This window comes from Oceanisphaera litoralis (genome assembly GCF_016907015.1).
Lineage (GTDB): Bacteria > Pseudomonadota > Gammaproteobacteria > Enterobacterales > Aeromonadaceae > Oceanimonas > Oceanimonas litoralis.
This window is the reverse complement of the sequence record NZ_JAFBBE010000003.1, coordinates 77,349-101,132: the sequence shown is the minus strand read 5'-3', so window position 1 is coordinate 101,132 and position 23,784 is coordinate 77,349. Positions and strand designations below refer to the sequence as shown.

Genomic DNA, 23,784 nt, shown 5'->3' with positions numbered 1-23,784 from the left:
GTAAATTGCCGTCAGTATACTGCAGGCGCGCCCGGGGTCGACAGCGCTATGGTGAATATGCGGGAAAAAATACCTGTTAATCCCCGGTTTTCCCTGTCATTGCATGTAATTTAATCGCTGCTTGCTCTCGTTGCCTGTACTCGTTGCCTGTAGCAAACAGGTAGCAAACAGAGTGAATAACGGATCTGTCTCAGCGTGATGAGCGACGCCGGTATTGTGCCAGCTGCACCACGTTACTGCGATCGGGCCGGTCCGGATAGGGGCAGGGGAAGTCACCGACCCGGGTATCGGGGTAGGAGGAGGCCGCCAGTCCGGCGCCAAAGCGAAACAGGGTGTCGTCCAGCAAGCGGACCACAGGCCGAAATGCCTCGGCTCGCCGTCCCCCCACGGTTTTGTACAGCTGGTTGATGTGCATGCCCAGGCCATAGCAGTGATTGTCGTCCAGATAATCCATGCCCTCGTGTGCCAGGGTCTGTTTCAACCATTCTCCCGCATCGGCGACATGGCCATTGATGCTGAGATCGTTGTTGTTGAACCACCGGGTGTGGCAAGCCTGGTTCGCAAAACAATCCACCATCAGGGGCAGCTCATCGTCGTTGATGGCGCCGCTGTCCAGCGCCAGTTGCAAGGCCTCGTTACCCCAGCGCTCCAGCAGCGCTTTTTCCAGCTCGGCCTGGCTCGGCGGCCCGGTAAAAGGCAGCAAAATGGCATAGCGGCTATATGCCTCTACCGCGATGACCGTATGGTAGCGAAGGCCGCCCTTGCGGCCGTGCTCCAGCAGATGGCATTGCCAGGACATCCGGGCAAAACCGGTGGTCAGCGGCTGGGTGCCGATGCGCTTGCCATCGGGGCTGGGCAGTTTGGGCAATGTGACACCCAGCCACTTGGTCAGGGCATTCGTCGCCGAAATAATGATGTCCATGGGGTCCCCTGTTAACGGATATTGGCCCGATCATAACCGATTTTGTTGTTTTTTTACGATGCGCATCGCAACTGCTCAAGAACATCGACATTAAGAAAATTTAATTTGCCTGAAGTCGATCTCGGCTGAATGAGTCGATCTCGGGTGAATCGGGTGAATGGTACGATCATGTAGGTAAAGCAGCCATTATCAATTGTGTTAACTTGCTCTTTTCATGGATAATCGCCGTCGATTTCATCGGTATTATCGATACGCACTAGCTTTTTTCCTAAGGGGGGAGCATGAAAGTGACCAGTGCGCTGGCCGCCTGTCTCAGGCAGGCTACCCGCGATGCTCATCGTCGTCTGGACAGTCATGGCGTGTTACGTCCTTTGATTAGCCCGAGCCTGTCATATGAAGAATACCAAAGGGCATTGCTGGCGCTCTATCCCGCCCAATGGCGGCTGGAAAAATCCATAGCCCGAGGACTGGATGCTCTGCATCAGGATTACCCGATGCGGCCTCGTGCCCCGGCGTTGGCGGACGATCTGGCAGCCATGGTGCAGCCGTTACCTGCCCTCGACGAGACGGTGATGCTGGAGGTCTGTCGTCCCGGCCAGCTGATCGGCTTGTTGTATGTACTGGAAGGCGCCCGGCTGGGTAGCCGGATCATTGCACACAATGTTCACCGCACCCTGGGTAGGCAGGTGCCAAGCCGCTATTTCACGGTGGTGCAGGATGATGACAGCTGGAGTGTCTTCTGGCAGTTTGCCGAGCGGTATTGCTCCGAGTCGGAACAGATGGTGGCGGCCGTGGCGGCTGATAGCGCTTTTCGGCTGTTTTTGTCTTGTCTCGATACCAGTCATACGACGGAGACCGTTATATGTCTTTAAACCGGAAGAATATGCCGTGCCTCACAAGATAACCCCGGAACTTGCTGCGCTGCAGGCGCAGTGCAACCGTGAAGCGGTACATGCCCCCGGCGCCATTCAACCGGCCGGCTGTCTCTTGTGCCTGGATCATGAGTTACGGGTAACCGTGCAGGTCAGTGCCAATATCGAACAGATATTGGGGGTGACCGTCGCGCAAGCCCTGGATGCCAGACCCTCCCGGTTACTCGGTGCCGGGCTGATCAACCGTCTGCGACTGTTTTTGGCCAAGGAACTGCAGGAAAGTGGGCGTTTTCCCGGTAGCCTGATCATCAGTCGGCAGATCAACGGTCGTCGCTGTCGTTTCCGGGTCATCGCCTATCGTCACCAACGGCGGGTGCTGGTGGAGCTGGAGCCGATCCGTCATCTGGAGGAATTGCGCCTGCTGCCGGCAGTAAATGAATGGTTGGCGAACATTGCCGATGCAGAGACCAGTGACAGCCTGTTGCACTTGTTGACCCGGGCAGTTCGGTCCCTGACCGGCCATGACAGGGTCATGGTATACCGGTTTGATGCCGACTGGCATGGTACCGTGGTGGCCGAAAGCCGCAGTGAACAGGCTTCCGGCTACCTGGGCCATTCGTTTCCGGCCAGTGATATACCGCCACAGGTACGCGGTCTTTATCTGGTCAATCCGGTGCGCAGCATTCCTGATGCTACCGTGGAGGCGGTGCCGCTGGTGTCGGCGACTGCCGAAGATCAGGAGCCGCTGGATCTGTCCGTGGGTATGCTGCGGGCTGTGTCGCCCACTCACCTGCTCTACCTGCGCAATATGGGCGTGAAAGCGGCGCTGTCGGTCGCCATCCAGAGCGATCAGGTTCTTTGGGGATTGCTCGCCTGTCATGGGCTGGCGCCGACCCCTTTGTCGCCCCTGGTTCGTGACGCTGTCTACACCCTGGTGCAGACGGCGACCCAGCGACTCTTTCTGCTCAAGGCGCGGGACGAAACGGCCTATCTGCGGCAGGTTCAGGATTGCCGTGAACGGCTGGCAGAAGAGCAGGGAGGCTTTCAGAATCCCTTGTCGCTGTTGCAACAACGCAGCCAGGCGTGGCTGGACTTGTTCAACGCCTGCGGTGTGGCCCTGCTTTATCACGAACAGGCATACAGCACCGGTCAGGTGCCGCCGGCAGCGGATCTGCTTAAAGTCGGTGGCTGGCTGAACTCGCATCATCGGGGAAACGGCCTCTGGTGCAGCCAGCATCTGGCCGAGACCCCGCTGGCCACGGAGGTTGAGCTGGCGGGATGTTGTGGGCTGCTGGCGGTACCCCTGCCCATAGATGCGGGAGAACAGGGAGGAGAACAGGGATGGCTGTTGCTGTTTCGTGACGAGCGTCTGAAAAGCTATCGCTGGGCCGGACGACTGGAAGCCTTGCAGCATAGAGAGGAAGGGCAGCGTATTTTTTCACCCAAGCGCTCATTCGAGACCTGGTTCGAGGAGGTGCTGGAGCAGAGCGAGCCCTGGCTGCCACGGGAGCAACGGGCGGCGCTGGATATCGGGGAAGATGTCACGGTGGCGATTCTGGTCAAGGCCATCAGTGATCTCAATGGCCGTCTGACGCGGGTCAATAGCCAACTGAAAGGAATAGCGACCACGGATGCGCTGACCCGGGTCTGGAATCGCTATCGTATCGAACAGGCGATTGAGACCGACATCGATCTGGCGGCGCGACTTGGTCAGCCATCGGCGTTGTTGTTGCTGGATGTGGACTTTTTCAAGCGGGTCAATGACCGCTTCGGACACGAAGCGGGTGATCGCGTGCTGACCACCCTGGCCGAGACCATCGGCCAGGGCCTAAGAGGCAGCGACTACCTGGGCCGCTGGGGTGGGGAAGAGTTTGTGATCCTGGCCTCCGGCTGTCATCTGGAGGAGGGGGTGGTCCTGGCCGAACGGATCAGGAAGGCGGTTGCAGCAAGCGACTTCGGCTCGGTGGGCAAGGTGACCATCAGCATAGGGGTCAGTCAATGGCGGCCCGGGGACAACCGCAAAAGCTTGTTGGAACGGGCCGATATGGCGATGTACGCCGCCAAGCAGGCCGGGCGCAACCGGGTCATGAGCGAGGTTGATCTCGAGCGTATCGATTCCTGACTTTAGCGCCCGAACACCAGGGCCTTGAGCCCGGCTTCCGGGTCCGTGTCTTCAAACTCGGGCGGGTTATCCAGCCGCTCGACAAAGCGTAATGCCGGCGCCTGCTCGGCCATGTTGTCGATCAGGAACCGGCTGGGAATATCCGGATCGTTGACACAGGCCAGCACCTGGCCGCTTGCGGTCAGCAACTCGGGCAGGCGGCGCAAGATCTTGTGATAGTCCTGAGTCAGGGCAAAGCTGCCTTTCTGGAACGAGGGCGGGTCTATGATGATCAGATCATAAGGTCCCAGCTTGCGTACCTTGCCCCAGGACTTGAACAACTCATGACCGAGAAAGGTTACCTTGCTCAGATCGTGATGATTCAGTCGGTGATTGTCCCGGCCCCGGCTCAATGCTGCCCTGGCCATATCCAGATTGACGACCAGCTCGGCCCCCCCTTCGAGCGCCGCCACCGAAAAACCACAGGTATAGGCAAACAGGTTCAGTACCCGCTTTCCCTGTGCCTGTTGCTGCACCCAGCGCCGGCCGAGGCGCATGTCGAGAAAGAGCCCGTGGTTCTGGTTGCGACCCAGCTCCAGCTGATAGCGCAGACCCTGTTCCCTTACCTGAGGGCGCGGCTCAAGGGTTCCCCATAATACCTCTACCGGGGCGCCTTCCCGGCTGCGGTGTTGCAGCAAGAGGGCGCGGGCACCACTCTGTTGCCAGATGTCTTGCTCGGTCAGGGTCTGCAGCAGGGCGTTCAGCCCGGCCAGAAACGCGGGCTCAGGTTCCCTGAACAGGGACACCAGCAGTTGACCATCCAGCCAGTCTGCGGTCAATTGCTCCAGCCCCGGCCAGCGGCGCCCACGGCCATGAAACAGCCGCCGGATGTCATCGGGGTGTTCCTTCAGGCCGAGATCCAGAGCCTGATGCAGTTGGTGGTAAAAGACGGGCAGGGCGGAGACATCCATGAGGTTCTCGGGCAGGCGAAACAGGGGCGTCATTTTAGCGAGCCGATGGCGATAAGGCTACCACTGCCCGTTCGATCCGGATATGTCATCAAGCTGTCAATCAGGGATCACGACCCTGACATATGCGACGCTTACTGTTGTCCGAAACAAGGAGGAGTCGCTATGAGTCTGGATAGACTGACCAGATGGGATCACTTGTTGTTTCAGAAGAGCCAGTCCCATGGCTACTGGCGACAATGGGCCTGCATATCCCGCTGGATCTCCCGTACCGGGGACGGGCCGCCCTATGCGATGCTGGGCCTGGTGTTTTGGTTCAGTCATCTGCCCCACCTGCAGCAGTATGTGGGGGACGCGCTGCTGGCCTTCGCCCTCGAACTGCCCTGCTACCTGGCCATCAAGAATACCTGCCGGCGTCGCCGGCCCGCGGCGGCCCTTGCCGGATGTCAGTCCTATATCCAACCTTCCGACACCTTCAGCCTGCCTTCCGGTCATACCGCCGCCGCCTTCCTGATGGCGGTGCTGGCGGTGGGGCACTTGGGGACATGGGGTCTGCTGGCACTGCCCTGGGCGCTGATGGTCGGCCTGTCGCGGGTCTTGCTTGGGGTGCACTTTCCCAGCGATATTCTCGCCGGCGCCCTGCTGGGTGGCGGGGTCGCCGGTATGATTCTCTTGTCCTGAGGCTCACAAGGAGTTCGCATGCGTATTCTCTACGGTGTGCAAGGCACCGGCAATGGTCATATCACCCGCGCCCGGGTCATGGCCGCCGAGCTGGCCAGAAGGGGGGTAAGTGTGGACTTTCTGTTTTCTGGCCGCACTGCCAATGGCTATTTCGACATGGAGCCCTTCGGTCGGTACCAGATCAGGGAAGGCCTGACCTTTGTCTGTCACGGGGGACGGGTGAATGCCGCCAAAACCCTGTGGCGCAGCCGGCCGCTGCAATTGATACGGGACATAAAGGCGCTGCCGGTCACCGATTACGATCTGGTGCTCAATGACTTCGAGCCGGTAACCGCCTGGGCCGCCCGGCGGGCAAGAGTGCCCTGTGTGGGGATAAGCCACCAGGCCGCCTTTAAGAGCGCTATTCCCAAGCAAAACGAAGGTCTGAAAGACAGGCTGCTGATGCGCCACTTTGCCCCCGTGGACGTGGCACTGGGGGTACACTGGCATCACTTCGGTCACTCCCTGCTGCCACCCATCATCGAACACCGGCAGCCGGAGGGCGCCGTCTGTGACAATGTCAGTGAAAACAACGTCTGTGAAAACAAAATTATCGTCTACCTGCCGTTCGAGTCACCGGCAGACATCGAGGCTCTGCTTGCTCCTTTTCCTCAAATCGAATTCTATTGCTACCACCCCGAGGTGCAGGCGGAAGATAGGGGACATATCCATTTCCGGGAGCTGTCGAGAGAGGGATTTCATCGGGATCTGGCCGATGCGGCGGGGGTGATATCCAACGGCGGCTTCGAGCTGGCTTCCGAGGCGCTGAGCCTGGGGAAAAAATTGCTGTTGAAGCCGCTGCATGGCCAGTTCGAGCAGCAGTCCAATGTGCTGACCCTGCACCAGTTGGGCCTGGCGTCGACCATGCACCGGTTGTCGGCCGACGAGCTCGAGACCTGGCTGGCGCTGCCACCGGCGACGGCGGTCACCTATCCTCAGGTGGCGCCCAGGCTGGTCGACTGGCTGCTGACCGGCGACTGGTATGATCACGCCGCACTGTGCCGTGATCTGTGGCAGCATGTGGTGTTCCCGGATTATTGCCGCCTGCCCGGGTGACGTGGCGGGAGTAGGGTCGCCAGCCTGGATCTGGTTCCGCTGCACCTGAGCCGGTTTCGCCTTGAACGGGCCAGCCATCAACAGGCCCTGTGGTTGCAGCAGGTGCTCAACCGGGAAGGAAAAGAACTGGCAACCGCGTTTTCTCTGCTGCCCGATGGTTCGTTAATACTGTGTCGTTAACCCTGTGTTGTTAACATAGTGCCGAGCAGGTCAGCGCCCTGCTGGCCGGTGGGAGCAGGCTGTCGGGAAATGCCGGGGCCAGGCTGGTGATGGCCTGATAGCACTCTATGCCGGTGGTCAGCACCTCACCGATCTTGATTGGGGAGCCGGCTTGTCTGATGGCATGTTGCAGGGCCTCAAGCAGGATCTGTGGGGCGACCGGGCACTGCCTGTGCATCACGAAGGGCGGGGTCGGTGCCTCCGTGCTTCTGCCGATGATGGTGATGCCGCTGCTATCCAGCAAGGGCCAGCTGTGGGCATCGATCGCCGCCAGATCCGCCGCGCCGTTTCTCAGGTACGCCAGGCTGGCGGCATGGGCACCGCTGATCAGCACCTGGTCACAATCAATGCCGCTGGCGCCTGCCCATTCGAACAGGGCGGCACAGCCGGAGCGGGAACTGGCGGAATTGATCACGAAACGGCCCGAGGCGGCAGACTGACGGCCTGTGAACCGACGGCGGTCGGGCTCACGACCGCTGGCGCAAACGATATAACTGAAATACTGGCCCGGAGTACAGTCGAGATCGCCGAACACAGGGCGGGCAATGGGCACCAGTTCCTGCGCCGGTGGGGTGAACAGATCCGGCCCGCAGCACTGGCTGAGCAGCAGACCGGGGTGGGCCCATTGCTCGACCAGCGGGGTGTGGCGATCCAGATTGTCGGGTAATGGCCAGTGCCCGCGGTTGGACGACCGGGACGTGCTTAATCGATGCAGTTCGTGCCTCAACACCGACCAGAAGGCATCCAGCCCCGGCTGCAACGGCGGCAGATCATACCAGGGTAAACTCGCGATCAGACTCACGTCATCGTTTCCTTATGTATCAGGGACAAGGTATTCAACGTCATCATTATCATTCAGCAGTGTGCAGCAGCGTGCAGCAGTGTGCAGCAGCGTGACCCTTCAACGTGACGAGTTGCTTTTGAACTGCTTGATGCTGCGCTTGCCGGCGCTGCGGCGGTTGGCCTGTTTGTCGCGCGGTGGACGCTTGCGCTCGCCGCTGGCAACCCGATCCGTGACCGGGAAGCCTTCCAGCGCGTGCAGCGGCAACTCGGAACCGGTCAGCGTACGTATCGCCGCCAGCGCCTCTGCCTCGGCGTGGCACACCAGGGAAATGGCCAGACCACTGCGACCGGCCCGGGCGGTACGGCCAACCCTGTGTACATAGACAGGTGCGCTGGTGGGCAGGTCCAGGTTGAAGACCACCGGCAGCGCCGTCACATCTATGCCCCGGGCCAGCAAATCGGTGGCCACCAGTACCCGCAAGCGACCGGTTTTAAACTCGTTCAGCGTCTGTTCCCGCACCTGTTGATCCTTGTTGCCGTGCAGGGCGGCGGCATCGATGCCGGCCTTGTTCAGTTTTTTGGCCAGGGCATCGGCGCTGTCCCGCGCATTGATAAACACCAGCACCTGTGACCAGATATCTTGTTTAAGCAAGCCGATCAGCGCCTGGGCCTTGCTGCCCTTGTTGACCAGATAACAACGTTGTTCAACCTCATCTACCAGGCTGTTGCCGGCATGGGCCTCGATACGGCGGGGGTCGATAAGCAACCGGCTGGCAATTTCCTCCAGCTCGGCGGGCAGGGTCGCCGAAAACAGCAGACTTTGCCGCTGCACGGGCAGCCTGGCCAAGATCCGCTGAATGTCGGGCCAGAAGCCCATTTCCAGCAGGCGATCGGCCTCGTCCAGCACCAGATGCGTGATGGTATCCGGGATCAGCAGCTGTTGTTCCAGCAAGTCGAGCAGGCGACCGGGCGTGGCCACCAACAGTTGCGGGCCCGTGGCCAGCGCGGCGATCTGCTTTTCCTGCTCAATCCCGCCACACAGGATGACCAGTTTCAGTGCCATGGCTTGCGCCAACGGCTGCAGCACGGTACTTATCTGTGTGGCCAACTCGCGGGTGGGCACCAGCACCAGCACCAGCGCCTGGGGGGCGGCCTCGTCCTGCTTTGTTTGCTGCAATTTTGCTTGCTGCAATTTTGCTTGCTGCAACTTTATTTGCTGCAACAGAGGCAAACCGAAAGCCAGGGTCTTGCCACTGCCGGTCCGGGCCAGCGCCAGCACATCCTGACCGGTCAGGGCCACCGGAATGGCCAGCTGCTGGATGCGGGTGGGCTGCTGATACTGGCTGGGCAAGGCGGCCAGCAGATCAGGGTGAAGCTTGAGCTCGGCAAAGGTCATGGAAATACCAACAGAATGGAAATACCAACAGAAAGGGGAGCAGAAGTCTAAACAGCCGGAGCAGACAAGTAAACGGCCTTGATTTATGGGCTGAAGGTTCATGGGGTGAAGGTTCATGGCTCGAAGACAGCATAAACGTCTGTTTTTCTTCGTACAGCCCCGGGGAAGTTCGAGACCAGGCAGGATAAAACACTGAAATGGTGTTGTTTTACGCGAATTCAGCGCTTTTCCTGCACGCTGCTGACCTTGTCGGCCATGGTCTGCTGTCTGTCCAGCCCCGCATTGCAATGAAAAATGATTTTCTTTATGTCAAAATGATAATTCTTGTGTGGTGCGTAACAATAATAGCGCCCGGTTCAAGGTAGGATATGCACCGGTAACAGGGTGTGGCAGTGGTCGCGACGCGAACAGCCAGAAAACAATAAGCCAGAAAAACAATAAAACACGAAGCTAAGGTATCGGGAGCAGTGCTAGTGGCTATATTCATATCCAGCCGGGTATCCCCGGTGATGTGCACATTATTGAATATCCTGTCTCGCAGTTCGCAGACGGTGATACCGGCATTTTTATTGTTGCTCGTTACCTCGGCATCCCACGCAGCCCATCGCCCTGTCCATATCTACGCACTGAATCAGCAGTCACTTCCCTTCGAAGCAAACGACAGCTCCCATCAGGTCATCGGCTTCAATATCGAGCTCATTCGCCAAATCGGTGAAGTCATGGGGTTCGATGTGGAATTCCGGGCCATGCCCTGGAAGGAGATACCGGGCCGGCTCAAGACCGGGGAGGTCGATATGGCGACCATGATATCGTCACCGGAGCGACAGTTGTTATACGATTTCGCCGAACCTCATCATGTATCACCTATCGCCATGTTCGTTCGAGCCGACGATACCGAGATCTATTCTCTTGATGATTTACATAACTTACATAACAAGGAAGTCATCACCATAGCGGGCGACTTTTCACGGTATTATTTGCTCAATCTGTCCCCGGAGCTGAAAACGGTAACGGTGGCGGATATCACCGCCGGATTAAGGCGGTTGGCGGCCGGACGGCACGACGCTGTTGTCGGCTTGCAAAGCATAGGGATGTACCAGGTTCAGCAACACAAACTGACGAACCTGGTGCTTGCCGGCTCTATTTCATCGCCTTATTCCTATAGCTTTGCGGTTGGCAAAGGTAACCGGGAGCTGCTGGCGCAAATCAACCAGGGGCTGGCCATCCTGAAACGCAACGGCACCTTTCAGCAACTACATGAAAAATGGCTGGGAGGAGGGCGAAAGGCCGAACAACAGAAACAGGTCCTGATGGGTTTTTTTGCTCTCATCCTGCTTATTGTGCTGATGGGGGGGAGCCTGCTCTGGATGTGGAAGACAGAAGACACCCGCGAGCAACTTGAGCGGGCTTACCATGATGCGCTGACCGCCTTGCCCAGCCGTACTTTGTTGATGGACCGGCTGGAACATGCACTGAGTCACGCAAAACGACATCAGGGCCGGATAGCGGTGCTGTTTATTGACCTGGACGGCTTTAAAGCGGTCAATGACACACTGGGACATGCCGCCGGAGACGTCCTGTTGCAAATGGTGGCCAAGCGGCTGTTATCTTGTGTTCGTGAGATCGATACCGTGGCCCGCCTGGGCGGAGACGAGTTCGTGATAGTGCTGGAGCATATTGGTCATGCCGGAGAGATCGATCTGGTTGCCGACCGTATACTGGATATCCTGCAACAACCCTTTGTCATCGCCAACCAGTCGGTATGCATCAGCGGTAGTCTGGGGAGCAGTCTGTACCCCGAAAATGGCACCGATGCCGCTACCCTGTTAGGGCACGCCGATGACGCCATGTATCAGGCCAAACAACATCCGGATCGACGCTTTGCCTCCAATGTACGGCATCTTGCGGGTGATGCTGCCATCACGCCCGAAGCACAAACAACATCGGGAGCGGATACCCGATAAGGGGCAGTCGGTGATGTACTTTCAGACCGGTGGGGCGACCGGGTAAGCCCTCACCGGCAATCTTGCACTATATTCACCAAAAAATGCATGGGAAGCCCCGTCATTCATGACGGGGAGGGATAATGCACCGTGCGTAAGCACGCTGCACTGTTTCTTTTATCAGCGAACAGCAGGGGTCTGGTGGTAGCCATAGCCATTTCCTCGTTGAATGAGCGCACAGTGTTTCCAGCTAATGCCTTGCACCGGGCCATTTGCTGTTTGAATATTAAAATTGCCAGTTGCCCGGATGGCCACTCGACCTTGATGCACCCCGGCTTTTCGGCCTGTTGGCACGGTCGCTCGCACCATATCACCCGTCTGGAAGCCATGTACTTTTTTGGCGTTCATCAGGTAGCCACGCGGAAAACCGTATTTATTCAGGGTGGTGCGCTGATAACTGCCCCGACCCATGGCCTTGATCACCAGCGTCGGCTTCTGCCAGTCCTTGACCACATCTACCTCACCAACACACACCGCATCCAGGGCATGGGTTTTGGGAATCCCCAGCTGACACCGGTTAAACTTGGTCTGGCCGCCACTGCCGGTGCTGACCGGCAAGCCGGTGGCGCACAAGGCACGGTACAACGCCCAGCGCGTGGCATTGACCGCCGCCGCGTCATGCAGTGGCCGCTTCATCTGCTTCAGCACCCGCTCTAGGCGAGCCGGACCGGACAGCTTATTGGCCTTGAGGCGCCGGGCCAGTGCCTTGCTCGTTGCAAAGAAGATTTCCAGTGACTGCCGATCTTTTTCCTGGTTGCAGGCCTGGCAGGCCATGGTCAGGTTACTCACCCGATTACTGCCCTTCAGCCCTTTTGCCACGATGTGTTCGACCTGGAGCGGAATATCTTTATCGCCACAATAGGCACATTCCCGGCCCCATTTCTCCAGCAAATATTCGCGTATTTCGTAGCCTTGCAGCGTGCCTTGCTGATATTCAATTCCGCTGATCTCGGGGTTGTCCATCAACTGCATATCAAAGCGCACCCGCTCCATGTCCACCGAAGTGATCGACGCCAGTTTGCATATCTTACCCAACCAGGCCAGTTGCGTATCGACCCGGTGCTGCAATGACGGCGGCAACCAGCCCTTGCTCCTGGTGCGGTTATTAAAGCGCGGGGCACGGTGCCGCAGGTTCTGACTCCGGCGACGGCGACGGTGCCCGGCCCGCTGTTGCAATGCCTTCTTGATCTGGGCACCGCGATGCACCAGCTCCATCAACATCAATACCGTCAGGACCTTACGGTTATCCACCGCTTCGCGTACCACCGCGACCCCGGAGGTTTTGCTGCCCGGATCGAACTTGACCCGCAGCGGTTGCCGCTCGCCATCCACCCGGTCTTTCAACCGAATGGCGAACGGTACCTGGCTGACCACCACCGCCCGGCCGCGACTGAGCAACAAGCGGGCCCGCTTTTCGCTACAGGGCATCAACGGCCTTTTTTGTTTATCCAATACGAAAACAGCCATGCTATTTTCTCCCTATTAATGCCCTTACGGGCCTGGTAACGAGGACGTGTGTCCTTCTCCCCTCGGGAATGTTATCCACCGGCTCCTACTATGCAGTAGCGAGAAAGACCTTCGGCGCTTTACCTTTCGCCAGCGTGATCAATCCCTTCCAGAGTCCGGGACTAAGGAAGCATCCCGGAGTGGGTCTTAACGACCTATGGATAACGTAGCTGACCATTAACTAGCCAGCTTACCCTGGTCAACCTGGCTTGTTTTCACAAGCCCCGTCATTCATGGCGGGGTAGTTGACGAACTATATTCACGATAATGTTTGACGCCACCCTCTTGCTTCCGTAGAGTGCACACCAGCAAGAGTTTCAAGTTAGCGCGGCCTTTGTATATTGTTTGTTCCTTACGGTACTGCAGTCACCAAACTTCCCTTCTTTGATATTTGTTGCATTTTCCGAGCATAAGCTCGTCACTAAAATAAAGGTAAGATAAAATGGCTAACGGCACCGTAAAATGGTTTAACGAAGCAAAAGGTTTTGGTTTCATCACTCCGGCTGATGGCGGCAAAGATCTGTTCGCCCACTTCTCCGAAATCGTCGGTGGTGGCTTCAAGACTCTGGCAGAAGGCCAGGCAGTATCCTACACCGCTACCGAAGGTGCCAAGGGTCCTCAGGCTTCACAGATTCAGGCTCTGTAATTACCTTCCGGTAATTCAAGACCCCAAAAAACCCGCTTCGGCGGGTTTTTTAGTATCTGAAGGCCGGTAAAAACAGGACGGCATCAACAGATATAGGTTATGCCAACATACATTAATCTTGAAAATAAATATTCCGCATCACAGCATCACAAAACAAGTCGTTCGGCAATGAGAGCCAGGCCGGAAAAATATAAGGTCCCCGAAGGGACCTTTTTATGAGCGCTTATTGACTACCGCTGTGCCTGACGGCCTCTTTGAGGTTATCAATTATCTGCGCAAGCGGGGTGCGGATACTGATGGTTTCTCCGGGAATCTTCATCGTCGCCTGGTTACCATCGTAATGGGCGACGGTGGCGATCAGTTTACCGTTATAGTTGACCAAACAGGATGTTTTACTGACGTCATCCTCCCGGATCTCTACGCCGTCCATCGCATAGAAGGCCATCACCAACCTTTCTTCCAACGAGGAGAAATCCGAGGGTGGGGTAGAGGATTCGACCCCCTTTATCTTTTCCTTCAGCAGCGCGACAGCGGCTTCAATGGTATCGGTACGCTCGTCTTCCTCGCCCAACTGTATAACCACCATACCGTTCGCTGCGCGCTCACCCACAACACCCAACTGGAGACCTTTGTAAAGCACGGTACAGGACTTGCGCACCGAATCACTGTCGTAGACTACCACCCCATCGATACCCGCCAGGGAGCGGTCCAGGATTTTTGCCACCTCGGTTCTATCGGTATCCGGCGCATCTTCCGGCAGCACCGAGTCTATCTTGGCGACGGCGTAACCCAACACCGCCTCTATGGTCACCTGCTCCATTTCATCCTCGTACTCCAGCTCACGCTTGCCGTAAAGAGCCAGGCCCTTCAGGTAGCGCAAGGCTTCTTCCGAGAGAAGGTGCAGTGAGTCAACCACATAAGAAAACAAGGGACGGCGGACCCCCATGCTCTCCTTCCCGAGTTCGTAGTAACCCATGGTGGCGTCGGGTTCGGTGTGAAGTGACTCCAGTATGCCCAGCACCGTCATCTTGACGATGGCCTTGGGGGGAGGAGAAGTCTTGGTAGCGCTGGTACTCAGGAACACAGCGTAGAGTGCCGCTTCGGTATAGGAGAGATCGCTAGAGGGGGTGGATAGAGAAGCTTCCACAGATTGACTGATTTCGGGGTCGTTAGACATGTTCACTCCGTCTTTTTCAAGCTTCTGGTTACTTTCAAGCGCGAGCTGGTCGATCGCCTCATCATTATCCAGACGGTCGAGGCTAACGCTGCAAGTATCATAGATATTACCGACTGCTGCCATGGAACCCAAGGGCAGGGTGTGATAAAAACCCGGGAAGCAGCTAAGTTTCAATCCAGTTCTGGTAGATGGTAGGGAACTGCTCAACCACCCACTCCGCGAAAGCATGGACTTGAGGGGCCAAGTGGGATCGACTGGGGTATAAGACGGATACCGGTTGGGGACGGGGACGATAGGCCCTGAGCACTTCGACCAAGGAACCGTCAATAAGATGGCGTTCAAGGGTAATGCCCGGTGCCTGAAGAATGCCGAAGCCGGCCACACCGCATTCTACATAGGCGTTGGACTCATTGACGATAATACCGTGCCGGTTGACATAGGTTTGGTCTTTGCTCCCATCAAGAAAATGCCAAGGCAATGGTCGCTTGTTGTGTCCGGACAGGAACCTGACACCGTAGTGCGCATGCAGGTCTTCTAGTGTCTTAGGCTCACCGTAGTCTCGAATGTAGCTGGGGGCTGCACAAGTAACCATGGTCGCTTCACCTATGCGACGGGCTACCAGACTTGAATCGGGTAACTCGCCGATGCGTATGGCACAGTCTACTCCCTCGGCCACCAGATCCACGGTTCTATCCGTGACCCCAAGTGCCAGCTCAATCTCGGGATAGAGAGAGGTGAACTCTCGAAGGTTCTCTATGAGTTTTGGCTGTGCAAATGCCGCAGGAACGTCGATACGTAACTTTCCACGTATGGTGGCGTTGGAACGCCTGAACATGGACGTGGCCTTCGCAACATCCCCAAGGATCTCCCGAGCGCGTTCATAGAACTGTTCACCTTCATCAGTAAGTCGAACTTTTCGGGTTGTACGATGAAAAAGACGCACGCCCAAAGACGTCTCTAACTCCTGGATCGTTCTGGTCACCTGGGGACGCCCTAGCTGCATAGCCTCGGCCGCCTGGGTAAAGCTGCCCAGCTCTGCCAATCGACAAAACACCTGCATTGTCTTGAGTAGCTCCATCGGTTTCTCGCTCGCCACCCGTTTTATTGCCATACAAGGAAACTTGATATTATGAATTGTTACATTATTTAGCAACAGTAATTTTCTTCGCCAGGTATTTATCGGGTCACTCCGATCACAAACAATAGCGCCAGTTTGTTACTCACCCACATGGAAATAGACAATGAAAGCATGGCTTCTAAAAGATTTTGGTCTCGATAATTTGGTACTTGGCGATACAAACACCCCCGAACCCAAGGCGGGAGAGCTGCTGGTGAAAGTCGGTGCCGTCTCACTGAACTTTCGTGATAAAGCCATCGTCGATGGCATTTACGAACCGCACCTGGTGCCGAAGCCGCTGATCCCGGTGAGCGACGCTTCGGGTACTGTCGTCGCGGTCGGCGCAGGCGTCACGCGATTCAAGGTCGGTGACCGTGTCAACTCGCACCTTTATTCACGCTGGCTCGATGGCGAGCCAGGACCGAACGAGCCCGACTACTGCTTCGGCTCGCCGCTACCGGGTGGCCTGGCCGAATACATGATCATCCACGAGGAAAGCGCGGTTCGTGCCCCTGACAACATGTCTGACGAAGAAGCCTCAACCCTGCCGATTGCCGCGCTGACGGCTTGGTATTCGCTGGTGGACTTCGGCCAGATTCAGCCGGGTCAAACCGTACTCGTGCAGGGGACCGGTGGTGTATCAATTTTCGCGGTGCAGCTTGCCACCGCGCTTGGCGCGAAGGTGATCATCACCTCCAGCCGTGACGACAATCTGGAAGCGGTGAAAAAGCTCGGCGCTGTCGCCGGCGTAAACTATCGGACCAACCCACGCTGGGAAGAGGAAGTGCTCAAGCTCACCGATGGTAAAGGCGTAGACCTGCTGCTGGATGTTGCGGGTGGTGAGGGGCTGAATCAGTCTATCGCGGCCACCAAGGCCGCAGGCAAGATCGCTCAGATCGGCTTCCTCACCGGGCAGACCACCACCCTCAGCTTAATGCCACTGATATTCCGACAGACAACCATTCGGGGAATAGCGGTAGCCCCCCGTTCGTCCTTTGATCGCATGAATGAGTTTCTGAACCAGCACGCAATTCGGCCGGTGATCGACCACGTCTATTCGTTTGACGAAGCCCCTCAGGCCTACGAGCACCTGGCCCGCGGTGCATTTGGCAAAGTCGTCATCAAAGTTTCGTAAGTGCTGGGCGCGAAGGATCTAAGGTTGAACACCCGCAGTGGCATCATCACCCGATTAATTCCGAGCGCTAAATCGCGTTCACATTTCGTATATATTCATATCGTCTAATATAAATATCCATTTATGAATAAACGATATATAAATATTGAGTTGTCGGGTGTTTGTTGAGCAGCAAAAACACCCAAATCGAATAGTGAAAATCACTTAACCCCCTCCCTGTATCAATCAATCTAACCATGGCGGCTTAAATGGCCGTCATGGACTCTTCCCGTCATCAACCCAAAGGACATGAGGGAAGTGGTACCTCCTCGGCTGGTCGATTTTAAGCGCCAGCTTCCATCGATATCAGTCCGCAGCCTCACAACCAAAGTCTCATAACAAAAAAAATGCATCTCAATATGAGTCGGATTCGGTTGATTTTTTATACATTAGGGTCAAGAATAGCGTCAAATGAGTGTTTTCTATTCATTCGGCACCCTGATTTAGTCATAAATGAGTCCGCTTTATAGAAACGGCTGAGACTTTGTTTTTGTAAGTTATGGAATGCAAGCAGCGTTGCTGAATATTGGCACCATCATGGCCATGTGCAGCAATTCCCAGTCGATAATAAGAAGAGATCACTGGCTATCTGGAATTTATCGATAGCAAAGTGATTATGGGTAGCACGGAATGCTAAAGCTGGAAGATATAAAAAAAGACGCCCAGATCCGGGGGCTGCTTGCCGAAGGCATTGTCCGGGTGGTGCAGGTGGAGCTGGTGGGTGAGCACGCCCTGACTGTGTACTACAAAGACAGTCAGGGGAGTCTTGCCGAGCAGATGCTGTTTCGCTCCGACGAAGCCCGGCTTTCGTTGGCGACGGCCGGGCTGGCCTGGGCCTTTGATGCCCCCGGTGCCGAGTTCAAACTGGGGCTGGAAGCCTACCGGATAACCCAGGCTGCCCTGTTCGATCCCATGATGGCGGTGCACACCTCCAATGTAGTACCGCTTCCCCATCAAATATCTGCCGTTTACGAGGCCATGTTGCCGCGCCAGCCACTGCGCTTTGTACTGGCCGACGACCCCGGTGCCGGTAAAACCATCATGGCCGGGTTGCTTATCCGTGAATTATTGATGCGTGCCGATGCCAGGCGCATCCTCATCATTTCACCCGGCTCGCTTACCGAACAATGGCAAGACGAGCTGCTGGAAAAATTTGGCGTGCAGTTCGACATCTTCAGTCGGGAAAAGCAGGAGCAATGTGCCTCCGGCAATTACTTTGATGAGGCCAACCAGCTTATCTGCCGCCTGGATCAGCTCTCGCGCAGCGAAGAGTTTCAGGACAAGCTGAAAAATACCGAATGGGATCTGATCATCGTGGACGAAGCGCACAAGCTGTCGGCCAACTATTTCGGTAACAAGGTCAACAAGACCAAGCGTTTTCAGCTGGGCGAACTGCTCGGTGGCATCACCCGTCATTTTTTGCTGATGACGGCGACTCCCCATAATGGCAAGGAAGCCGATTTTCAGATCTGGCTGTCACTGCTGGACAGCGATCGCTTCTACGGTAAATTCCGTGAAGGCGCCCACAAGGTCGATGTATCCGACATGATGCGCCGTATGGTCAAGGAAGAGCTGCTGAAATTCGATGGTACTCCGCTGTTTCCCGAGCGCCGGGCCTATACCGCCAACTATCAGCTGTCGGATCTGGAAGCCAGCCTCTATGAGCAGGTCACCACCTATGTGCGGGAGGAAATGAACCGGGCCGACAAGCTGAGCGGTAATAAAAAGAACACAGTGGGGTTTGCCCTGACCCAGCTGCAACGCCGTCTGGCCTCCAGTCCCGAGGCCATTTACCAGTCGCTCAAGCGACGCCGGAAACGTCTGGAAGCGCGGCTGGAAGAAACCAAATTGCTGGCCCGTGGCCATGCTGCCAGGCAACAACACATCGCCGAGACCCTGGGTGAATACGGCGTAAAGAAAAACATTGATGATCTGATCGATAACCTCGACGAGCTCGATGAAGAGCTGAGCGCCGAAGAATACGAGCGCTTGGCCGAGCAGGTGGTTGATCAGGCCACTGCGGCGGAAACCATTCCCGAGCTGGAAGCCGAAATTACCATTCTGAAAGATCTGGAATACCAGGCGTCGACCGTCGTGCAATCGGGCAACGACAAAAAATGGGAACAACTGTCCAGTCTGTTGCAGGACAAGCCGGAAATGTTCGACCAGGCCGGCAGCCGTCGCAAGCTCATCATCTTTACCGAGCATAAAGACACCCTTAACTACCTCATCGCACGCATCGAAGACATGCTCGGCAACCCCAAGGCCGTGCGCACCATCTATGGCGGTACCAACCGGGATGACAGGCGCAAGATCCAGGAAGAGTTTCGCAATGACCCCGAAGTCGTGGTGCTGATTGCTACCGATGCCGCCGGGGAAGGGGTGAACTTGCAGAATGCCAACCTGATGGTGAATTACGACTTGCCCTGGAACCCCAACCGGCTCGAACAGCGCTTTGGCCGTATTCACCGTATCGGCCAGACCGAGGTCTGCCACCTGTGGAATATCGTGGCCAATGAAACCCGGGAGGGGGAAGTCTTCCAGAAGCTGTTCGAAAAAATCGAAATCGAACGGGCTGCGCTCGGCGGCAAGGTGTTCGATGTGCTGGGCGAGGCCTTCGATAACATTTCCCTGAAAGAGCTGTTAATCGATGCCATTCGCTATGGGGAAGACCCTGGTGTCAAGGCTCGCATGAGTGAAGTGATTGAAGGCGCGCTGGATGCCGACCACCTCACGGATATTCTCAAGCGCAATGCCCTGGTCGAGCAGCACATGGGGCTGGATCAGCTGTATGCGGTCAAGGAAGAAATGGAAAAGGCCGAAGCCAGACGGCTGCAACCCTATTTTATTCGGGCCTTTTTTACCGAAGCCTTTCAGGCACTGGGCGGAGAGCTGCGTGCCCGTGAAACGGGCCGCCATGAAGTGCGTCATGTACCAGCCAGTATTCGGGAGCGGGACAGAGTCATCGGTGAAACCCGCACCCCTGTGTTGCGCAAATACGAGCGTATCTGTTTTGAAAAGCAGCATGTCCGGCTGGCCGGTAAACCCATGGCCGATCTGATCCACCCCATGCACCCCTTGATGCACACCACCACCGATTTGGTATTGGAAGCCCATCGCCCCAAGCTCAAGCAAGGGGCGGTGCTGGTTGACCCCAGTGACGATGGCCAGCAGCCCAGGGTGCTGTTTATGGTGGATCACAGTGTGCGCGAAAGTGCCAACCCAAACGCCGTGGCCTCGCGCCGCGTGCAGTTTGTTGCCATCAACGAACAGGGGCAGGCCAGTCATGCCGGTTGGGCGCCGCACCTGGATTTGGTGCCGATAGCGGAAGACGAGCGCCAGCTGATTGACGACATCCTGTCCGCTCCCTGGTTGGCCTCCAACCTGGATGCCCTGGCGCTGGCTCATGCCTCCCAGCAACTGGTGCCGGAGCATTATCAAGAGGTAAAACACCGGCGCCAGCAGCAGGCCGACAAAATACTGGCGGCGGTCAACGAGCGGCTGGTCAAGGAAATCAACCACTGGTCGGATCGCTACATCAAGCTATCGGACGATGTCAGCGCCGGTAAGCAGCCTCGTATTCAACCCGAAATGGCCCGGCGCCGGGTGGATGAGCTGACCGCTCGTTTGGAGCAGCGCAAGGCCGAGCTGACCGCCATGAAAAACGTGGTGTCCAGTACCCCTGTGGTGGTGGGCGGCGCCCTGGTGATCCCTCAGGGATTGCTGGCGGCCCGCAAGGGGGAAACCCGCTTTGCCATCGATGCAGCCAGTCGCGCCCGCATCGAGCAAGTGGCGATGGCGGCGGTGATCGCCGCCGAACAGGCCTTGGGCCACGAAGTGAAGGACGTTAGCGCCGACAAATGCGGTTGGGATATTACCGCCAGGCCGCCCGTGAATGCCGATGGCTCCATCAGGCCCGATCGTCATATCGAAATAAAGGGCAGGGCAAAGGGCCAAACCACCATTACCGTCAGCCGCAACGAAATCATCTACGGCCTCAACCAGGCGGAGAAGTTCTTTCTGGCCATCGTGGTGGTCGACGGCGATGACCATGAAGGGCCTTTTTACATCAAGAATCCGTTTACGGCCGAGCCGGACTTTGGCGTGGCCAGCATCAACTACGACCTGGACGACCTGCTGTCACGCGCTTTGCCCCCCGAGCACACGATATAAAGAAATAAAAAGAAATAAAAAAGAAATAAACAGGGATAAAAGGGATAAAAATGACAACCATCAAATCACCGAAAAAACTGATCGAAGTGGCCTTGCCACTGGAAGACATCAACCTGGCGGCAGCCCGGGAAAAATCCATCCGCCATGGCCACCCCAGCACATTGCATCTGTGGTGGGCGCGACGGCCGCTGGCGGCGGCGCGGGCGGTGATTTTCGCCCAGATGGTCAACGACCCCGGTTATCAGCAGGGCGAGGGCTTTCGCTACGGAGTCAATAAAAAAGAAGCCGAGCGCAAACGCGAGGAGCTGTTTCAAATCATCCGCGACCTGGTGAAATGGGAAAACACCAACAACGAGGAGGTGCTGGAGCGCGCCCGGGCCGCCATTCGCGATAGCTGGCGGGAAACCTGCCACCTCAATCGCAACCACCCTCAGGCCGCCGAGCTGTTCAACCCAGAGCAACTGCCCGCCTTTCACGATCCCTTTGCCGGTGGTGGGGCCCTGCCGCTGGAAGCCCAGCGCCTGGGGCTGGAAAGTCATGCCTCGGATCTCAACCCGGTGGCGGTGATGATCAACAAGGCGATGATTGAAATTCCGCCCAAGTTTGTCGGGAGCACCCCGGTGGGGCCACTGCCCGCCGGTGAAAAGCAAAGCAAGCTGATGGACGACTGGCCCGGGGCTCGGGGGCTGGCCGAAGATGTACGCCGCTACGGTCACTGGATGCGGGAACAGGCATTCGAGCGTATCGGCCATCTCTATCCCAAAGTCACCATTACTCCCGAGATGGTGGCCGAGCGACCGGATCTGAAACCTTATGAGGGAGAGCAGCTAACGGTCATCGCCTGGCTGTGGGCGCGAACTGTGAAGAGTCCAAGCCCGGCATTTAGCCATGTAGATGTTCCTTTGGTTCGTTCCTTTGTGTTGTCCAGCAAAAAGGGAAAGGAAGCTTGGGTAGAGCCCATAATCGAAAGCAATGGATACCATTTTGAAATCAGATTAGGTAAGCCTACAGACGATGCAATAGAGGGAACTGTTATTCGCAGTGGTGGAACTTGCATACTTTCACAAACGGCCATGCCCTTTAAATATATTCGAAATGAGGCAAAAAACGGGCGGATGGGAAATAAGTTAATGGCGGTTGTTGCCGAGGGTAAGAAAGGTAGAGTTTATTTACCTCCAACCTTGGAGATGGAAAGAATAGCCAACTCTGCGGATGGCGATCGCTTTACTGAAACTGAAATATCTCACTGGCCTGGTAGAACAAATGTGGTTGAGTATGGGATGACCAAGTTTCTTGACCTTTTCACCTCTCGCCAACTTGTCGCCCTGACCACCTTCTCTGATCTGGTGCAGGAAGCCCGGGAACAGGTGATTGTCGATGCCAAAGCGGCCGGCATGGCCGATGATGGCCTGGGGATCGATCAGGGAGGAACGGGAGCAACAGCCTATGGTGATGCGCTGGCGGTTTATTTATCGTTTGCAATTAATAAGCTGGCTGACCGAGGCTCAACAATATGTGGATGGGACTCTTCCAGAAGCAGCACTCGAAATACATTTGCCCGGCAAGCTATCCCCATGACATGGGATTTCGCTGAGGCTAACCCTACCTCAACCTCAACAGGTAATTTTATGGGAGGGGTTGGGTGGGCAATTGATGTATTGAACAACTTGTCACCATCAAATTCGGGGTGTTCGCTGCAACAGGATGCCGCGACTCAATCAATAAGCAATTTTAAAGTGGTTTCAAGTGACCCCCCTTATTACGACAATATCGGCTATGCCGATCTGTCCGATTTCTTCTATGTCTGGCTGCGCCGTTCACTGCGCAATATCTATCCCGGTTTGTTTGGCACCATGGCGGTGCCCAAGGCCGAAGAGCTGGTTGCCACTCCCTATCGGCACGGCAGCAAGGAAAAGGCCGAACAGTTTTTTATGGCAGGCATGACTCAAGCGATTCAGCGGTTGGCTGAGCAGGCGCACCCGGCCTTTCCGGTGACCATTTACTATGCCTTCAAGCAATCGGAAACCAGGGAAGGCAGCACCACCAGCACCGGCTGGGTGACCTTTCTGGAGGCGGTACTCCAGGCCGGATTTTCCATCGACGGCACCTGGCCAATGCGTACCGAAATGGGTAACCGTATGATTGGTTCCGGTACCAATGCCCTGGCGTCATCTATCGTGTTGGTGTGCAAAAAGCTCCAGCCCAGTGCCGAGAGCATCTCCCGCCGCCAGTTTATCCGCGAACTGCGCGAACAGATGCCGGAGGCGCTGGAGGCCATGATTGGCGGCGAAACCGGCGAGGCGCCCATAGCGCCGGTGGATCTGGCCCAGTCCGCCATCGGCCCCGGCATGGCAATTTTTTCCCAATACGAGGTGGTGCTCAACCAGGATGGCTCGCGCATGAGCGTCAAGGATGCGCTGATTTTGATTAACCGCGCCATTACCGACTACCTGAACCCGGACAGCGGCAGTTTTGATGCCGATACCCTGTTCTGTGACGACTGGTTCAGCCAGTACGGCTGGAGCCAGGGTCCCTTTGGCGAGGCCGATACCCTGGCCCGGGCCAAGGGCACCTCGGTAGAAGGCGTGGCCCACGCCGGTGTGATTGCGGCCAGTGGCGGCAAGGTGCGGCTGCTGAAATGGACCGAATACCCCGAAGACTGGGACCCTGCCTATGATATCCGCACCCCGGTGTGGGAAGCCTGTCATCAGATAATCCGCGCCCTCAACCGGCTGGGTGAAACCGGTGCAGGAGCCTTGCTGGCCAGAATGCCCGAGCTGGGCGAGGCCATCCGCCAGCTGGCCTACCACCTCTATACCCTGTGCGAACGCAAGAAATGGGCGGAAGACGCCCGTGCCTATAACGAATTAATCGGCGCCTGGCCTGCCATCGTCGCCGCGTCACACGACGCCGGCCATTCCGGAAGCCAGACCGAGCTGTTTTAAGGAGTC

General features: G+C 56.8%; 16 protein-coding genes. 9 read left to right on the top strand and 7 right to left on the bottom strand.

The genetic code is table 11. The annotated features are described in order from the left end of the window. Positions 1-190 precede the first annotated feature (190 nt). Entirely contained in the window at positions 191-922 is a 732-nt protein-coding gene (locus HNR62_RS02610; RefSeq protein WP_204794537.1) for a hypothetical protein, read from the bottom strand. Positions 923-1,203: 281 nt separating this feature from the next. Here HNR62_RS02610 and HNR62_RS02605 point away from each other — a divergent pair, with 281 nt between their 5' ends. After that, entirely contained in the window at positions 1,204-1,794 is a 591-nt protein-coding gene (locus HNR62_RS02605; RefSeq protein WP_204794536.1) for a biliverdin-producing heme oxygenase, read from the top strand. A gap of 16 nt (positions 1,795-1,810) precedes the next feature. Beyond that, positions 1,811-3,916: a diguanylate cyclase gene (locus HNR62_RS02600; RefSeq protein WP_204794535.1), complete on the top strand. Its 2,106-nt coding sequence runs from the start codon at positions 1,811-1,813 to the stop codon at positions 3,914-3,916. A 2-nt stretch (positions 3,917-3,918) separates the two neighbouring features. Here the strand turns inward: HNR62_RS02600 and HNR62_RS02595 are convergent, their stop codons facing one another. Then, positions 3,919-4,899, bottom strand: coding sequence for a class I SAM-dependent methyltransferase (locus HNR62_RS02595; RefSeq protein ID WP_239552540.1), 981 nt, complete (start codon positions 4,897-4,899; stop codon positions 3,919-3,921). Between the two features lie 135 nt (positions 4,900-5,034). On the opposite strand from HNR62_RS02595, the gene HNR62_RS02590 reads away from it, so the two are divergent. Continuing rightward, entirely contained in the window at positions 5,035-5,544 is a 510-nt protein-coding gene (locus HNR62_RS02590; RefSeq protein ID WP_204794613.1) for a phosphatase PAP2 family protein, read from the top strand. Between the two features lie 18 nt (positions 5,545-5,562). After that, the gene (locus HNR62_RS02585; RefSeq protein ID WP_204794534.1) at positions 5,563-6,639 is read left to right on the top strand and encodes an MJ1255/VC2487 family glycosyltransferase; all 1,077 of its coding nucleotides are present in this window, start codon (positions 5,563-5,565) and stop codon (positions 6,637-6,639) included. Between the two features lie 190 nt (positions 6,640-6,829). Here the strand turns inward: HNR62_RS02585 and HNR62_RS02580 are convergent, their stop codons facing one another. Beyond that, positions 6,830-7,660 (bottom strand): PhnD/SsuA/transferrin family substrate-binding protein, encoded by an 831-nt coding sequence (locus HNR62_RS02580; RefSeq protein ID WP_204794533.1) that lies wholly within the window; start codon positions 7,658-7,660, stop codon positions 6,830-6,832. Positions 7,661-7,759: 99 nt separating this feature from the next. Further along, positions 7,760-9,037 (bottom strand): DEAD/DEAH box helicase, encoded by a 1,278-nt coding sequence (locus tag HNR62_RS02575; protein ID WP_204794532.1) that lies wholly within the window; start codon positions 9,035-9,037, stop codon positions 7,760-7,762. 473 nt (positions 9,038-9,510) lie between these two features. On the opposite strand from HNR62_RS02575, the gene HNR62_RS02570 reads away from it, so the two are divergent. Next, positions 9,511-11,001, top strand: coding sequence for a diguanylate cyclase domain-containing protein (locus tag HNR62_RS02570; protein WP_204794531.1), 1,491 nt, complete (start codon positions 9,511-9,513; stop codon positions 10,999-11,001). 159 nt (positions 11,002-11,160) lie between these two features. On the opposite strand, the gene iscB is transcribed toward HNR62_RS02570, so the two are convergent. After that, complete coding sequence (gene iscB / locus HNR62_RS02565) at positions 11,161-12,507, bottom strand: RNA-guided endonuclease IscB (protein WP_275587993.1); 1,347 nt, start codon at positions 12,505-12,507, stop codon at positions 11,161-11,163. A gap of 481 nt (positions 12,508-12,988) precedes the next feature. On the opposite strand from iscB, the gene HNR62_RS02560 reads away from it, so the two are divergent. Beyond that, positions 12,989-13,192: a cold-shock protein gene (locus tag HNR62_RS02560; protein WP_071474100.1), complete on the top strand. Its 204-nt coding sequence runs from the start codon at positions 12,989-12,991 to the stop codon at positions 13,190-13,192. 223 nt (positions 13,193-13,415) lie between these two features. Here the strand turns inward: HNR62_RS02560 and HNR62_RS02555 are convergent, their stop codons facing one another. Together HNR62_RS02555 and HNR62_RS02550 are read right to left on the bottom strand one after the other, a co-directional pair. After that, a complete protein-coding gene (locus HNR62_RS02555) occupies positions 13,416-14,543 on the bottom strand; it encodes a hypothetical protein (protein ID WP_204794529.1) in 1,128 nt (375 codons plus the stop codon). Continuing rightward, entirely contained in the window at positions 14,533-15,447 is a 915-nt protein-coding gene (locus HNR62_RS02550) for a LysR family transcriptional regulator (RefSeq protein ID WP_204794528.1), read from the bottom strand. Before HNR62_RS02550 ends, HNR62_RS02555 begins: the two co-directional genes overlap by 11 nt. A 163-nt stretch (positions 15,448-15,610) precedes the next feature. Between HNR62_RS02550 and HNR62_RS02545 the strand changes: the two genes are divergently transcribed. The 3 genes from HNR62_RS02545 to HNR62_RS02535 all read left to right on the top strand — a co-directional run bounded on the left by HNR62_RS02545 (position 15,611) and on the right by HNR62_RS02535 (position 23,778). Beyond that, complete coding sequence (locus tag HNR62_RS02545; RefSeq protein WP_204794527.1) at positions 15,611-16,621, top strand: zinc-dependent alcohol dehydrogenase family protein; 1,011 nt, start codon at positions 15,611-15,613, stop codon at positions 16,619-16,621. A gap of 669 nt (positions 16,622-17,290) precedes the next feature. Next, entirely contained in the window at positions 17,291-20,833 is a 3,543-nt protein-coding gene (locus HNR62_RS02540; RefSeq protein WP_204794526.1) for a helicase-related protein, read from the top strand. A 50-nt stretch (positions 20,834-20,883) separates the two neighbouring features. Continuing rightward, on the top strand, positions 20,884-23,778 hold the full coding sequence (locus HNR62_RS02535; RefSeq protein WP_204794525.1) for a DUF1156 domain-containing protein: 2,895 nt from the start codon (positions 20,884-20,886) through the stop codon (positions 23,776-23,778). Positions 23,779-23,784 lie beyond the last annotated feature (6 nt).